Annotated in this window: 16 protein-coding genes; 7 read left to right on the top strand and 9 right to left on the bottom strand. The window is 67.6% G+C overall.

All coding sequences use genetic code 11. The annotated features are described in order from the left end of the window. Positions 1-83: 83 nt before the first annotated feature. From QP609_RS02480 to QP609_RS02470, 3 genes are read right to left on the bottom strand one after another with little or no spacing between them, the layout of a single operon-like run. The gene (locus tag QP609_RS02480) at positions 84-767 is read right to left on the bottom strand and encodes an HAD family phosphatase (RefSeq protein WP_046428651.1); all 684 of its coding nucleotides are present in this window, start codon (positions 765-767) and stop codon (positions 84-86) included. Further along, positions 764-1,465, bottom strand: a complete 702-nt coding sequence (locus tag QP609_RS02475) for a pseudouridine synthase (protein ID WP_197605658.1) — start codon at positions 1,463-1,465, stop codon at positions 764-766. The genes QP609_RS02480 and QP609_RS02475 overlap by 4 nt, the downstream gene beginning before the upstream one ends. Continuing rightward, positions 1,462-2,526 carry a class I SAM-dependent methyltransferase gene (locus QP609_RS02470; protein ID WP_197621165.1) on the bottom strand — a complete coding sequence of 355 codons (1,065 nt, stop codon included), beginning with the start codon at positions 2,524-2,526 and terminating at the stop codon, positions 1,462-1,464. The genes QP609_RS02475 and QP609_RS02470 overlap by 4 nt, the downstream gene beginning before the upstream one ends. Positions 2,527-2,683: 157 nt before the next feature. Between QP609_RS02470 and QP609_RS02465 the strand changes: the two genes are divergently transcribed. Then, entirely contained in the window at positions 2,684-2,947 is a 264-nt protein-coding gene (locus tag QP609_RS02465; RefSeq protein WP_005407925.1) for a hypothetical protein, read from the top strand. A 70-nt stretch (positions 2,948-3,017) separates the two neighbouring features. Here QP609_RS02465 and QP609_RS02460 read toward each other — a convergent pair whose 3' ends face one another. Next, a complete protein-coding gene (locus QP609_RS02460; protein WP_049441346.1) occupies positions 3,018-3,311 on the bottom strand; it encodes a DUF3247 family protein in 294 nt (97 codons plus the stop codon). 43 nt (positions 3,312-3,354) lie between these two features. Next, positions 3,355-5,343: an ATP-binding protein gene (locus QP609_RS02455; RefSeq protein WP_014645806.1), complete on the bottom strand. Its 1,989-nt coding sequence runs from the start codon at positions 5,341-5,343 to the stop codon at positions 3,355-3,357. 244 nt (positions 5,344-5,587) lie between these two features. Between QP609_RS02455 and QP609_RS02450 the strand changes: the two genes are divergently transcribed. Further along, positions 5,588-6,154 (top strand): DUF3016 domain-containing protein, encoded by a 567-nt coding sequence (locus tag QP609_RS02450; RefSeq protein ID WP_014645805.1) that lies wholly within the window; start codon positions 5,588-5,590, stop codon positions 6,152-6,154. Between the two features lie 103 nt (positions 6,155-6,257). Here the strand turns inward: QP609_RS02450 and alr are convergent, their stop codons facing one another. Both alr and QP609_RS02440 read right to left on the bottom strand, forming a co-directional pair. Then, the gene (gene alr / locus QP609_RS02445; RefSeq protein ID WP_014645804.1) at positions 6,258-7,325 is read right to left on the bottom strand and encodes an alanine racemase; all 1,068 of its coding nucleotides are present in this window, start codon (positions 7,323-7,325) and stop codon (positions 6,258-6,260) included. Then, positions 7,304-8,608 (bottom strand): D-amino acid dehydrogenase, encoded by a 1,305-nt coding sequence (locus tag QP609_RS02440; RefSeq protein WP_032959242.1) that lies wholly within the window; start codon positions 8,606-8,608, stop codon positions 7,304-7,306. Before QP609_RS02440 ends, alr begins: the two co-directional genes overlap by 22 nt. 149 nt (positions 8,609-8,757) lie before the next feature. On the opposite strand from QP609_RS02440, the gene QP609_RS02435 reads away from it, so the two are divergent. Next, positions 8,758-9,237 (top strand): Lrp/AsnC ligand binding domain-containing protein, encoded by a 480-nt coding sequence (locus QP609_RS02435; protein WP_004140558.1) that lies wholly within the window; start codon positions 8,758-8,760, stop codon positions 9,235-9,237. 110 nt (positions 9,238-9,347) lie between these two features. On the opposite strand, the gene QP609_RS02430 is transcribed toward QP609_RS02435, so the two are convergent. Further along, the gene (locus QP609_RS02430; protein WP_197621164.1) at positions 9,348-9,527 is read right to left on the bottom strand and encodes a lana protein; all 180 of its coding nucleotides are present in this window, start codon (positions 9,525-9,527) and stop codon (positions 9,348-9,350) included. Positions 9,528-9,671: 144 nt separating this feature from the next. Next, positions 9,672-10,046: a hypothetical protein gene (locus QP609_RS02425; protein WP_014645801.1), complete on the bottom strand. Its 375-nt coding sequence runs from the start codon at positions 10,044-10,046 to the stop codon at positions 9,672-9,674. 140 nt (positions 10,047-10,186) lie between these two features. Between QP609_RS02425 and msrB the strand changes: the two genes are divergently transcribed. The 4 genes from msrB (at position 10,187) to QP609_RS02405 (ending at position 13,140) form a co-directional block, all read left to right on the top strand. Further along, positions 10,187-10,654 (top strand): peptide-methionine (R)-S-oxide reductase MsrB, encoded by a 468-nt coding sequence (gene msrB, locus QP609_RS02420; protein ID WP_005415117.1) that lies wholly within the window; start codon positions 10,187-10,189, stop codon positions 10,652-10,654. A 91-nt stretch (positions 10,655-10,745) separates the two neighbouring features. After that, entirely contained in the window at positions 10,746-11,600 is an 855-nt protein-coding gene (gene motA / locus QP609_RS02415) for a flagellar motor stator protein MotA (protein WP_014645799.1), read from the top strand. A 3-nt stretch (positions 11,601-11,603) separates the two neighbouring features. Then, a complete protein-coding gene (gene motB, locus QP609_RS02410; RefSeq protein WP_014645798.1) occupies positions 11,604-12,554 on the top strand; it encodes a flagellar motor protein MotB in 951 nt (316 codons plus the stop codon). Positions 12,555-12,651: 97 nt separating this feature from the next. Beyond that, positions 12,652-13,140: a hypothetical protein gene (locus tag QP609_RS02405; protein ID WP_049408290.1), complete on the top strand. Its 489-nt coding sequence runs from the start codon at positions 12,652-12,654 to the stop codon at positions 13,138-13,140. Positions 13,141-13,146: the final 6 nt, after the last annotated feature.

Below are 13,146 nucleotides of genomic sequence, written 5' to 3'. Positions count from 1 at the left end.
GCCGACCAACGGTCGGCACCCACCAGAAGATGTGGAGCCGAGCCCATGCCCGGCTCAGTGCCAACCAAGGTCGGCACCCACCGCTACTTCGGCAGCAGCGGCAGCAGCAGGGCGTGCGCGTCCACCAGCGAGCCGACGATGCGGTGGCCCAGTGCGCGCAGCTCTTCATCCGGATGCACCAGGTCCGGCACCTGGATCACGGTCATGCCGGCGGCCAGTGCGGCCCGCGTGCCGGCCGGTGAATCTTCCAGCGCCAGGCAACGTTCGGGCGCCTGGCCCAGCCGCTGCGCGGCCAGCAGGTAGATATCCGGCGCCGGCTTCGGCCGCGCCACATCACCACTGGTGATCACGGCATCGAAGTACGGCAGCAGGCCTGCGGCCGCCAACTTGCGGTTGGCGCGCGGCTGCCGCGTGGTGGTCGCCACCGCACGCGGTACCGCGTGCGCCTTCAGCAGCTCCAGCAGCTCCAGGATGCCCGGCCGCAGCGGCAGCCCGGTCTGCGTGCGTGCTTCGTACAGCTCATGGCAACGTGCCGCCACCGCGTCGATCAGGCTGTCTTCGATGCCCTGCGCGCGCAGCAACGCATGCGTATCGTGGTCGCCGAGGCCGACCATGCGCAGGAACACCGCTTCCTCCAGGCCCAGCCCGAATTCGTCGGCGGCCTCGCTCCAGCAGGCCAGCGAGACCCGCTCGCTGTCGATCATCAAACCGTCCATGTCGAAGATGACGGCGTCGGGCAGGAACGGCAGCGCAGCGAAGGGGGTCATGGAGCGAACAACGTATCCAGGTCGGTGGAAGTGAGCTGCCGCCATTGCCCTTCGTCCAGCCCCTGCAGGTCCAGCCCGCCGACGCGGCTGCGGTGCAGGGCCTGCACGTGGTTGCCGGTGGCGGCGAACATGCGGCGTACCTGATGGTAGCGGCCTTCATGCAGCACCAGGCGTGCGCGACGCGCCTCCAGCACTTCGAGTTCAGCCGGCAGCAGGGGCGTCTTCTCGGACTCCAGCATCAGCGTGCCGCTGGCGAACAACGCCACTTCGTCGCCGCGCAGGTCCTCGCTCAACTCGACTTCGTAGATCTTCGGCAGCTTCGACTTCGGCGAGATGATCCGGTGCAGCAGGCCGCCATCGTCGGTCAGCAGCAGCAGGCCACTGGTCTCGCGGTCGAGGCGGCCCACCGTGGACAGCACCGGATCACGGTCGCGGAAGCGCGGCGGCAGCAGGTCGTAGATCAGGCGGCCGGTGTCCTTGGTCGAACAGGTGTAGCCGGCGGGCTTGTGCAGCGCGATCGACAGCCCCACCGGCGGGTCCAGCGGCTCGCCATCGACGCGGATCGCCTCGTGCGGCACCTGGTCATCGGCGTACAGCACCTCACCGTCGGCGTCGGTGACGCGGCCTTCGCGGAACATCCACTGCACCTGCTTGCGGCTGCCATAGCCCAGGTTGGCGATGAGCTTGACCAGCTTCACTTGCCCTTCCCCTTCACTGCTTCAACCAGCTTGAAACCGTCGCGCTCGGCGACCACGCGCACCGCACCGAAGCTGTCGTTGAGGGTGTGCTCGTACGGCAGATGGCGGTTGGCCACCACGTACAGGCGCCCGCCCGGGCGCAGCGCCTGCGCGGCCACGGCGATGAAGCGCTGGCCGATGTCCGGGCGGTCGGCACGCGACGGCGTGTGGAACGGCGGGTTGCTGATGATGACGTCGTAGCCCGGCTCGATGCCGGCGGTGACGTCGCGCCACAGGAAGCGCAGCGGCAGCGCGCGCGGCGGCGGCGCCAGGTTCAGTTCGGCCAGGGCCAGCGCACGCTGCTCGGCCTCGTACAGGTCCAGCGCGGTGATCTTCGGGCAGCGTTCCAGCAGCTCGCGCGAGAGATAGCCGTAGCCGGCGCCAAGGTCGGCGGCGCGGCCGGCCAGGTCGGCCGGCAGGTGCTCGGCCAGCAGCGCCGATGCCGGATCGATGCGGTCCCAGGCGAACACGCCCGGGCGGCTCAGGAAGCGTCCGCCCATGATCGGGCGCACCGCATCCAGCGCCGACCAGCGCTTGGCCAGGTCGGCGTCGTGCTGGCCCTGCAGCGGGGCGGTCCAGTACACGCGGCAGTGGTTCTTGGTCAGGCAGCCGCCGAGACCGGCCAGCTGCTTGAGGTCGCCTTCACCGGAGCGCGCGCCTTCGTTGTTGGACTGGCAGGCGACGATACGGCCGCCCTCGGCGACCAGCGCCAGCGCGCGGGCGAACAGCGCACGGGCTTCTTCACGCTGGCGCGGCGGCAGCACCAGCACCAGCGGGTAACGGCCCTTGCCGGCCACATCGTCCAGCTGGCCGCTGACGGTCCAGCCGGCGGCCTGCTGCAGCGGCTGCGCGAACGGGGCAAAGCTCTGTTCGCAGTGCAGCTCGCGGTTGCCGGCCGCTTCGCGCAGCGGCCAGCCATCGCGGGCACGCAGGAAAGCCACCGGGCCCTCCGGCCAGCGCAGGGCGCCTGGGGAGAACGGCAGGAGCAGGGTCTGCAGGGGGGCGTCGTCGCTGGAGGCCATCGGCGCGGGTACTTCAAGCGTGAGGGCCGTCCATTGTACCGGCTTGGCCGGGCCGGCCCCGGCAGGCCGCTTTGCGAAACCCGAACGGGGCCTTGATCCGCCAGAAACATTGAAACGTTCAGGGTAGAGGCTCCCCCGGAAACCCAGGAGAACCTGCATGCGAGCCTTGTTCGTCGGTGGCGTGGTCGACAACAGTGAAATGGACCTGGAAGGCAGCCATCCGCCCGTGCACTACCCCGAGGACACCGGCGGCGGCCACTCGCGCTACCGGCTGCACCAGGTCGGCCATGGCGCCGATGGCAGCGTGGCCTACGCCGTCTACGGGGCACCGGACCTGGCCGATGACGAGGTGGCGAGGGTTGCAGAGGAGCGGGCGTACGCACGCCGATTCGAGGCGACGCCGACCCTGTTCGAGCATTGACACACCGGTAGCGCCCGAGCCCACACTCGGGCGACGGCGCAGCCGAGCGTGGGCTCGGCTCTACATCCGATCAAGGCGCCTTGGGTGGCAGGCGGTTGATGCTGGCGATTTCATCCAGCCACACGTGGTGCTGCTGCACCGGCGTGTCGTAGTCATCCAGGCGCAACTGGCCGTTGCTGCCTTCGTCGCCGGCCTCGTTGCGGTATTGCTGCACGGTTGGCCTCACCGCCACCGTGCCGAGCAGGCGACGGCCATCGTGCAGAATCAGTTCCACCTGCGTTTCACCTTCCAGCTGCGGCAGCAGGGCTTCCAGGCGCGCGATCTGCGCCGGATCGGTATGGATACGGGGAGCTATGCGGGACATCGGCGACCTCCTGCACGCAGGGTCACCGATCGGCCGTGAATGCTCAGTGCAGCGCGCTGTCCGCGCGGGGTACCTGCACCTTGCGCACCGCAGCCACCAGCTGCGCCACCGAGTACGGCTTGGCCACGTGTTCCTGGAAACCCGACGCCAGCGCACGGCGGCGGTCATCGGCACGCGCCAGCGCGGTGACGGCGACCGCGGGCAGGGTCGTGGCATCCACGCCCATGTCCTCGCGCAGCGTGCGCACCAGGCCATAACCATCCATGCCCGGCATGCCGATGTCGGTCAGCATCACGTGGTACTGCAGATGGCCGGTGTCGGCCAGCAACGCCAGCGCCTCACCGGCCGAACTGGCCGCCGATACGCTGGCGCCCTGCTCTTCCAGCATGCGCCGCAGGTACTCCAGCACTTCCGGCTGGTCTTCCACCGCCAGCACGTGCATGCCGCGCAGCGGATACGGCTCGACGATCACCGGTTCCAGGATCGGCCCGCTGATCACTTCGCGCAGCGGGCGCCGCTCGGCATCGGGAAGGTGCTGCGGCAGGCGCACGGTGAACGTAGCGCCATGGCCGTGCCCCTCGCTGGCCGCGGCGACCGTGCCGCCATGCAGTTCGACCAGCTGCTGCACGATCGCCAGGCCCAGTCCCAGTCCACCATGGCGCCGGGTGGTGGTGCCATCGGCCTGGCGGAAGCGGCTGAACAGGTGATTGAGGAATTCGGGTGCGATGCCATCACCGGTGTCGCGCACGGTGATCTCCCAGTGGTTGCCGTCGGCCCGCAGCTGCAGGTCGATGCGGCCTTCAGCCGGGGTGAACTTGATCGCGTTCGAGAGCAGGTTCCAGAACACCTGCTGCAGGCGCGTGGCATCGCCCAGCACCAGGCTCGGCTGTTCGGGCAGCTGCAGGTGCACGTCCAGTGCCTTGCCTTCGGCCACCAGTTCCTGCGCGCCGATGGCCTCGCCCAGCACCGTGCGCAGGTCCAGCACTTCCACCTCCAGCTGCACCTTGCCCAGCAGCATGCTGCTGAGGTCCAGCATGTCCGAGATCAGCCGCTTCTGCGCACCGGCGCTGTTGGCGATCACGTTCAGGCCCTTGTACAGAGGGCTGGTGTTGTCCACGCGCTGCAGCAGCAGCTCACTCCAGCCGAGGATGGTGGTCAGCGGCGTACGCAGTTCATGCGACAGCGTGGCCAGGAACTCGTCCTTCAGCCGCGCCATGTTCTCCGCAGCGCTGCGCGCGGCACGCTCGGACTGCAGCAGTTCCTCGCGGGCCAGTTCGATCTCGCGGCGTTCGGTCACGTCCGGGCTGCTGCCGGCCAGGCCGATGAAGCGGCCCATCCGCGAGAAACGCGGGCGTGCGTTCATCTCCAGCCAACGCCACTGGCCATCGGCGCGCCGCGCACGCACCAGCGCGTGCATCGAACGCTGCGCCTTCAGCGCTTCCTGCAGTTCGTATTCGAATACCGACGCATCGTCCGGATGCACCAGGCCGCGCCAGACATCTTCCGGCACACGCGTCTCGTCGCCACCGAAGAACTCGCTGAAGGCGCTGTTGACGAAACGGGCATGGCCGCGCTCGTCGAGCACCCACACCGGCATCGGCAGGCCGTCGGCCAGCGCGCTGAAGCGCGCTTCGCTCTCGCCCAGCTCCACTTCCATCTGCTTGCGTGCAGTGATGTCGAAGAACAGGATGCCGACCTTGTCCTCGCCCGGCCGGCCCACGCGCACCGCATCGACCGCGAACGAACGACCCAGCGCACGCGCTTCCATCTCGAACTGGGCAGGACGGCCGCTGCGTGCGACCTCGCCGTAGATGCGGAACCAGTCCTGCTCATGGTTGGGTTCCAGCTCGGTCATGCGCTGTCCACGCGCATCCTTCAGCCCGGTGTGGCGCTCGAAGGCATCGTTGACCTCGAGGAAACGATAGTCGACCGCACGATCGCCCTCGAACAGCACCTGGATCACGCAGAAACCAGCGTTGATGCGCTCAAGCACGCCATGATGCAGGTCGGGTTCGGGCGCCTGCACCATCATCGGTGGGCGCTCCACGAGGGGCGGCAGTGTGGACAAGGGCGTCTGGACGGGCCGGATTGGAAGCACAGCATCTTCCAAAGCGCGTATTCACAGCGTCAAGCGCCGTCAGTCATGGTTGACGACGATGAATTGGCGGCAACCGCTCTTGTCGGTGTCGCAATCGGCCGTTGCGGTGGCTGGAAAGCGGGATCACACTCGATCTATAAATCGCATCGTCCCCGTCGATGGGACGCAGGAGACCGTCATGAACCGCTCGTTGGCCACTGCCCTGCTGCTGGCAGGCGCCCTCATGGCGGGCAGCGCGAACGCCGCGCCGCGCGCCGTCACCGATCCGGATGCGCCGCGCGCGCTGCAGGCCAATGGCCCGGTCAGCGTGAAGTGGGACGATCCAGCCGGATTCACCGAAATCCGCCAGAGCACCAACCGCTTCGAGGCCGAACGCGGCAACTGGGTGCAGCAGCTGGCCAGCTACGTGCAGACCACGGCGGCCAAGCCGCTGCAGCCCGGGCAGACCCTGGACGTGACCCTGGTCGACATCAAGCGCGCCGGCGACTACGAGCCCTGGCACGGCCCGCGCGGCAGCGACATCCGGATCATGCGCGACATCTATCCACCGCGGATCACCCTGCAGTACACGCTGAAGGACGCCAGTGGTCGCATCGTCGATGAGGGAGAAGCCAAGCTCAGCGACACCGGCTACCTGCACAACCTGGGGCTGAAGAGCGACAGCGATCCGCTGCGCTACGAGAAGCGCCTGATCGACGACTGGGTGAAGCGCGAGCTGAGCACGCGGGCTACTGCTGCACGATGATTCCGGGCAGCTCTACCCACCGGCAGGTGTCGACCTTGGTCGACACGCATTGCACGGTGCCGACCAAGGTCGGCTGCTACCAGAGCCGAGCGCGGACTCGGCTCTACACGTAGACTTTCGCCACGCGCTTGACCGCGCACGGCAGCTGGTAGGCACTCACGCCGCAGCGCGGCGCCAGTTCCGACAGCGTCGGCGCAGAACCCCACAGTTCCACCACACTGCCGATGCCGGCCTGCGCATGCGCGGTCAGGTCCACCGTCAGCATGTCCATCGACACGCGCCCGATCAGTACGCCGGGCTGGCCATCGATCAGTACCGGCGTGCCGTTGGGGGCGAACTGCGGATAACCGTCGGCGTAGCCAAGCGCGACCACGCCCACGCGGGTGCGCGCCTTGGCCACGAAGCGTGCGCCATAGCCCACCGGCTCACCGGCCTCGATCCATCGCTCGGCAATCACCTTCGACTGCATCGTCATCACCGGGCGCAGGCGCTCGGTCAGCGCGGTGTTGTCCGGCAGCGGATTGGCGCCGTACAGCATCAGGCCCGGGCGCACCCAGTCGCTGCGTACATCCGGCCAGCCCAGCAGTGCCGGCGAATTGCACACGCTGGTCTCGCCATCCAGGCCGTCGATGGCGCGCGCGAAGGTCGCCGCCTGTTCATGGGTGCGTTCGCTGTCCAGCTCGTCGGCACGCGCCAGGTGGGTCATCAGCACGATGCGCTCGACCTGCGGCAGCGCCGACAGGCGTGCATGCGCGGCGCGGAAGCTGTCCACGTCCAGGCCGAGGCGATGCATGCCGCTGTCCAGCTTCAGCCACACGGTCAGCGGGCGCGGGCTGTCGAATGCGACCAGCGCTTCCAGCTGCCACGGCGAGCCCACCGCGAACCAGAAATCGTGCTCGGCCACCAGCGCCATGTCACTGGGTTCGAAGATGCCTTCCAGCAGCAGGATCGGCGCACGGATCCCGGCCTGGCGCAGTTCCAGCGCCTCTTCGATGGTGGCCACGCCGAAACCATCAGCCTCGCCTTCCAGCGCCTGTGCACAGCGCACCGCGCCATGGCCATAGGCATCGGCCTTGATGATCGCCAGGGCCTTGCCACCGCCCAGTTCACGGGCAAGCCGGTAATTGCTGCGCAGGGCGCCCAGATCGATCAGCGCGCGGGCAGGACGCATGTGCGGTTCTCATGTTGCGGGGCGTGACCGTACTGGCCGTAGCGGAAAATATCCAGGCCTTCGGTGCTGATCTGCGGCTGGCGCGCGCTCATCAGGTCGGCCAGGTAACGGCCCGAGCCGCAGGCCATGGTCCAGCCCAGGGTGCCGTGGCCGGTGTTGAGGTACAGGTTGCGGAACGGCGTGGCGCCGATCACCGGCGTGCCGTCCGGCGTGGCCGGGCGCAGGCCTGTCCAGAACTGTGCGCGCGACAGGTCGCCGCCCTTCGGGTAGAGGTCGCTGACCACCAGCTCCAGGGTCTCGCGACGACGCTGCGACAGCGACAGGTCGAAACCGGCCACTTCGGCCATGCCACCGACGCGGATGCGGTCGTCGAAGCGGGTGACCGCCACCTTGTAGCTCTCGTCGAGGATGGTCGAGGTCGGCGCCATCGCCGGGTCGGTGATCGGCAGGGTCAGCGAATAGCCCTTCAGCGGGTACACCGGCAGGCGCATGCCCAGCGGTGCGACCAGCGCCGGCGAATAGCTGCCGAGCGCGACCACGAAGCGGTCGGCGGTTTCCCGCTTGCCGTCGATGCGCACGCCGGTGATGCGGTCGCCCTCGAACTCCAGGCCGGTGATGTCCTGGTCGAAGCGGAACTCGACGCCGGCGTCCACGCACATCTGCGCCAGGCGCCGGGTGAACAGCTGGCAGTCGCCGGTCTGGTCACGCGGCAGGCGCAGCGCGCCGACCAGGCCGTCGACATGGGCCAGGGCCGGTTCGGCCTGGATGATGCCGGCGCGGTCCAGCACCTCGTACGGCACGCCGTACTGGGCCAGGATCTCGATGTCCTGCGCGGAGGCATCCAGCTGCTGCTGGGTGCGGAACAGCTGCGTGGTGCCCAGGTCGCGGCCTTCGAACTCGATGCCGATCTGCGCGCGCAGCTCGTTCAGGCAGTCGCGGCTGTACTCGGACATGCGCACCATGCGCGCCTTGTTGATCGCGTAGCGCTCGTGGGTGCAGTTGCGCAGCATCTGCCACAGCCAGCGGTACTGGGCCAGGTCCATGCCCGGCTTGATCGCCAGCGGCGCATGCTTCTCGAACAGCCAGCCGATGGCCTTCTTCGGCACGCCCGGGGCGGCCCACGGCGAGGTGTAGCCGAACGACAGCTGGCCGGCATTGGCGAAGCTGGTTTCCAGCGCCGGGCCGGGTTGGCGGTCGATGACCGTGACTTCAAACCCGGCCTGTCGCAGGTACCAGGCACTGGTGGTGCCGATCACGCCGCTGCCGAGGACTAGAACTCGCATGGGACTTCTCCAACCCGATCATTCCCTGCACTGGAGCGTGCCGGGACCATAATTGGGGAAGTATAGACAGCCATTCCCAGTTGATTTGCCTGTTTTGAAATCAACCGGCAGGATGTTCTCGTGCAATTCATTCCCCAAGGTTGACGGCCATGGCCACCCGTACCCGCGAACTGGACAAGATCGACCGCAAGATCCTGCGCATCCTGCAGGCGGAGGGCCGTATTTCCTTCACCGAACTGGGTGAGCGGGTCGGCCTGTCGACCACCCCGTGCACCGAGCGCGTGCGCCGGCTCGAGCGCGAAGCGGTGATCACCGGCTACCACGCCCACCTGGACCCGGCGGCGGTGAAGGCCAGCCTGCTGGTATTCGTGGAGATCAGCTTGGCCTACAAGTCCGGTGACATCTTCGAAGAGTTCCGGCGCGCCGCCCTGAAGCTGCCCAATGTGCTCGAGTGCCATCTGGTCTCGGGCGACTTCGATTACCTGCTGAAGGCGCGGATCAGTGAGATGGCCTCCTACCGCAAGCTGCTCGGCAGCACCTTGCTGACACTGCCGCATGTGCGTGAATCCAAAAGCTACATCGTGATGGAAGAAGTGAAGGAAACGCTGAGCCTGCCGATTCCGGATTGAGGCGGCCGCAGGTTGGGGTCAGAGCCCGCGTTGCGGGATCCGGCCCCGGTCGGGGTCAGGCAAGGGGTCAGATCCCGCGCAGCGGACTCTGACCCCGGTCATGTCGACAGTCAGCGCTGCTGCGGATGCTTCTGCGAGCGCTGTTCCTGCTGCTTGCCACCCTTGCGCGGCTGCTGCGGTTCCATCTGTTGCTGTTGCTGCTGATGCTGCGGGTTGCGGCCCTGCGGTTCCTTGCCGGGATGACGGTTCTGCTGGTTTTTCATGATCGCGATCCAGTGGACAAAGGACATGCGGCGGCGGAATGCCGGCGCAGGGCCACGGTGGTCCCGGCACGGTTAATCGCAGGCGAAAAAGCAGTGATCGGCAGGATGTTGTTTTCGTGCGTTCAGGCCGTGCAGTGTGTGGAAGCTGCCACCCTTGCTTGGCATCCGAGGTCAGCGCTTGATCTGCTGCCCATCGCCGGCCGGCACGCTGTCGTAATAGCGGCCGGTACGCGAATCGAACACCCGGTTCGGGCCAGCCGGGCGCACGCCAGGCACGATGCGGCCATTGCGGTCATAGACCTTGTCGGCCGGCCTCGGCGCCGGGGTGGGCGCAATCCGGGCAGGACCCGTGGACCTGATCGGCTGCGCCGGCTGCGGCGACGGCAGCACCTGCGGCTGCGGGCGTGCGGCCTGCGGCGGCGGTACCACCGGCGCCGGAGCCACGGTGGTCGCGCTGCGGGTGACCGTCGGGTCGGCAGCAGGCACCTGGGCCAGCGCCAACGTGGGCAACAGGGCCATCAGCAGCAGGGGAAGGGTCGGTTTCATGGCACGCTCCGGCGTGGATCGCATTTACCTTGCGCCTGCGCCTGTGTGCCGCCCATGAACGGCCGTCACACTTGCAAGCGCGCGCCGGCACCCCCACGTTTTCCGGCATCCCCAGGCCATCGACCCCACGGAGAGCCGGCATGACTGCCTTCGACCTGACGCCCCCCACTGCCACCCAGACCGAGGCGCTGATCGCCGGCCTCAGCAGCGAAGAGCGCCGCGTGCTGCTGCAGCACGGTACCGAAGCGCCGTTCTGCGGCGTGTTCCTGGACAACAAGCGCGAGGGCGTCTACTGCTGCCGGCTGTGCGCGCTGCCGCTGTTCCGCTCCAGCACCAAGTTCGATTCCGGCACCGGCTGGCCCAGCTTCTTCGCCCCGTTCGACCCGGCGCACGTGCGCGAGATCCGCGATACCAGCCATGGCATGGTGCGCACCGAGATCACCTGCGCGCGCTGCGGCAGCCACCTCGGCCACGTGTTCCCGGATGGTCCGCCGCCCACCTACGAGCGCCACTGCCTGAACTCCGTCTCACTTTCGTTCACCGGCAATGGCGAGCCCTGGCCCGACCCGTTGCAGCGTGGCGGCGCGGAAAGCGGTGTGGCGGGCTGAAACACCCCGCTGACCGATTTCACAGAATTCCCTCTTCAGAAAACCGGGTGACGGGCCGACAAGGAGATATCCCCTCTCCTTGCGTCGCCCCATGCTCATCATCGTTGGATTCCTGGTCGTCATCATCAGCGTGATCGGGGGCTACCTCGGTGCCCACGGCCGCCTGGGTGCCCTCTGGCAGCCCTACGAGCTGGTCATCATCGGCGGTGCCGCACTGGGTGCGTTCCTGGTCGGCACCCCGGCCAAGACGGTCAAGCAGACCCTGCAGGCCATGGTCGGCGTGTTCAAGGGCCCGCGCTACAAGCAGCAGGACTACATCGATGTCCTCAGCCTGCTCTATGAACTGCTCAACAAGGCCCGCCGCGAAGGCTTCATGGCCCTGGAAGACCATGTCGAGCGGCCGGCCGAGAGCGCCCTGTTCGCCAACTACCCCAAGGTGCAGGCCGACCACCACCTGATCGACTTCATCACCGACTGCCTGCGCCTGATGATCGGCAGCAACATCGAGCCGCATGAGCTGGAGCCGCTGCTGGAGCTGGAACTGGAGAAGCACCACGCCGAGGCCATGGCGCCGTCGCAGGTGCTGACCAAGGTCGCCGACGGACTGCCCGGTTTCGGCATCGTCGCGGCGGTGCTCGGCATCGTCATCACCATGGGCTCGATCGGCGGTGACATCGTCGAGGTCGGTGGCCACGTGGCCGGCGCGCTGGTCGGTACCTTCCTGGGCATCCTGCTGGGCTACGGCTTCGTCGGCCCGATGGCGGCAGCAATGGAGGCACGCGCCGAGCAGGACAGCCGCATCTACGAATCGGTCAAGACCGCCCTGCTGGCCTGCCTGCGCGGCTACAACCCGAAGATCGCGCTGGAATTCGCCCGCAAGACGCTGCCGTCGAACGTGCGCCCGGCCTTCTCCGATTTCGAGCAGCACCTGAAGACGGTCAAGTAAACCATGGCCGAGACCAAGCCCACTGTCATCGTCCGCCGGGTCAAGAAGGCCGGCCACGCCGCCCATCATGGCGGTTCGTGGAAGGTGGCCTATGCTGACTTCGTGACCGCGATGATGGCGTTCTTCCTGGTGCTGTGGCTGATGGCCACCACCAACAAGAACGACCGTGCGGCCATTTCCGAGTACTTCCGCAACCCCAGCCCGCTGAGCGGGCAGAACGCCACGCCGGCGCCCGGCATGGCCGGCCCGGGCGGCGCAAGCACCTCGATGATCAAGCTGGGTGGTGCCACCGACATCTCGCGCGGCAGCAGCAACGATCCCTTCCAGAACCAGAAGGAAGCGGTGCCGCAGCCGGTGGACCAGCAGCAGCGCGACAAGCAGCAGCTGGAAGCGCTGATGAAGGAACTGCAGGAAGCGATCAGCAGGAGCCAGGCACTGGAGCCGTTCAAGGACCAGCTGCTGCTGGACCTGACCCCGGAAGGCCTGCGCATCCAGATCGTGGACAAGCAGAACCGGCCGATGTTCGACCTCGGCAGCGCTACGCTGAAGCCGTACACGCAACAGATCCTGCACGAGCTGGCCAACTACCTGAACCATGTGCCGAACCGGATCAGCCTGACCGGCCACACCGACATCACCGCCTATTCGGCCGCGCGCGGCTACGGCAACTGGGAGCTGAGCGCCGATCGTGCCAACGCCGCACGGCGTGCGCTGGTGGACGGTGGCCTGGAGGACAGCAAGATCACCCGCGTGGTCGGCCTGTCTTCGTCGGTGCTGTTCGACAAGGCCGACCCGCAGAACCCGATCAACCGCCGCATCAGCATCGTGGTGATGACCCAGGCCGCCGAAGCGGCCGCCCTGGCCGGTGCCGGCCCGCAGGTGGGACTGTCGGCGCCGACCGCCGACCCGGACGTGCAGGCCGCGCAAGGTGAGGCCGCGCCCGTGGCACATTGAACCGGGGTCAGATCCCTTTCCCATGGAAAGGGATCTGACCCCGCCTGCGTGCGGCCGGTACAATGGCGGTCTTTCCGTTTCCAGGTGACCCCACCCCATGTCCCAGAACTCCAAGGCCAAGCGCGACAAGCGCAAGAAGCAGCAGGCCAAGCGCCCGTTCCTCCGCCTGAATGCCCAGCAGCAGGTGCAGAACCATGCCGTGCTGACCAACGAAGACGGTCAGGTGGTAGCGGCCATCGGCCTGCAGGGCCGTGAGTGGCTGCTGGCCATCGGCGGCCAGACCATGGGCAACGCCGAAAACCCGGTGCCGATGCTGGCCATGCTCAAGCACCTGGCCAACGTGCAGGAAAAGGAAGGCCGCAAGGTCAACCTGGAGTACTCGGAACTGCTGCAGAAGCTGCTGGACACCCTGGCTGCCGAATCCGAGCAGACCGCTGACGAATACCTGGACAAGCTGGTTGCCGAGTTCGAAGGCGTCGACGCCGCTGAAGGCGAAGAAGGCGAAGCCGTCGAAGGCGACGCGGCCGAAGAAGCCGCTGCCGAGGCCGCCCCGGCCGCTGACAGCGACAGCAAGCCGCAGGCCTGAACCGGC

This window comes from Stenotrophomonas sp. 8(2023) (genome assembly GCF_030345295.1).
GTDB lineage: Bacteria > Pseudomonadota > Gammaproteobacteria > Xanthomonadales > Xanthomonadaceae > Stenotrophomonas > Stenotrophomonas muris.
This window is presented reverse-complemented; position numbering and strand designations above follow the sequence as displayed.

Excerpts from the sequence above, each read along its gene's own strand:
- QP609_RS02480 (WP_046428651.1), bottom strand. The coding sequence starts at position 767 with ATGACCCCCTTCGCTGCGCTGCCGTTCCTGCCCGACGCCGTCATCTTC.
- QP609_RS02435 (WP_004140558.1), top strand. The coding sequence starts at position 8,758 with ATGGCCACCCGTACCCGCGAACTGGACAAGATCGACCGCAAGATCCTG.
- QP609_RS02450 (WP_014645805.1), top strand. The coding sequence starts at position 5,588 with ATGAACCGCTCGTTGGCCACTGCCCTGCTGCTGGCAGGCGCCCTCATG.
- QP609_RS02430 (WP_197621164.1), bottom strand. The coding sequence starts at position 9,527 with ATGTCCTTTGTCCACTGGATCGCGATCATGAAAAACCAGCAGAACCGT.
- alr (WP_014645804.1), bottom strand. The coding sequence starts at position 7,325 with ATGCGTCCTGCCCGCGCGCTGATCGATCTGGGCGCCCTGCGCAGCAAT.
- QP609_RS02465 (WP_005407925.1), top strand. The coding sequence starts at position 2,684 with ATGCGAGCCTTGTTCGTCGGTGGCGTGGTCGACAACAGTGAAATGGAC.
- QP609_RS02425 (WP_014645801.1), bottom strand. The coding sequence starts at position 10,046 with ATGAAACCGACCCTTCCCCTGCTGCTGATGGCCCTGTTGCCCACGTTG.
- motA (WP_014645799.1), top strand. The coding sequence starts at position 10,746 with ATGCTCATCATCGTTGGATTCCTGGTCGTCATCATCAGCGTGATCGGG.
- QP609_RS02470 (WP_197621165.1), bottom strand. The coding sequence starts at position 2,526 with ATGGCCTCCAGCGACGACGCCCCCCTGCAGACCCTGCTCCTGCCGTTC.
- msrB (WP_005415117.1), top strand. The coding sequence starts at position 10,187 with ATGACTGCCTTCGACCTGACGCCCCCCACTGCCACCCAGACCGAGGCG.
- QP609_RS02405 (WP_049408290.1), top strand. The coding sequence starts at position 12,652 with ATGTCCCAGAACTCCAAGGCCAAGCGCGACAAGCGCAAGAAGCAGCAG.
- QP609_RS02440 (WP_032959242.1), bottom strand. The coding sequence starts at position 8,608 with ATGCGAGTTCTAGTCCTCGGCAGCGGCGTGATCGGCACCACCAGTGCC.
- QP609_RS02460 (WP_049441346.1), bottom strand. The coding sequence starts at position 3,311 with ATGTCCCGCATAGCTCCCCGTATCCATACCGATCCGGCGCAGATCGCG.
- QP609_RS02455 (WP_014645806.1), bottom strand. The coding sequence starts at position 5,343 with ATGATGGTGCAGGCGCCCGAACCCGACCTGCATCATGGCGTGCTTGAG.
- motB (WP_014645798.1), top strand. The coding sequence starts at position 11,604 with ATGGCCGAGACCAAGCCCACTGTCATCGTCCGCCGGGTCAAGAAGGCC.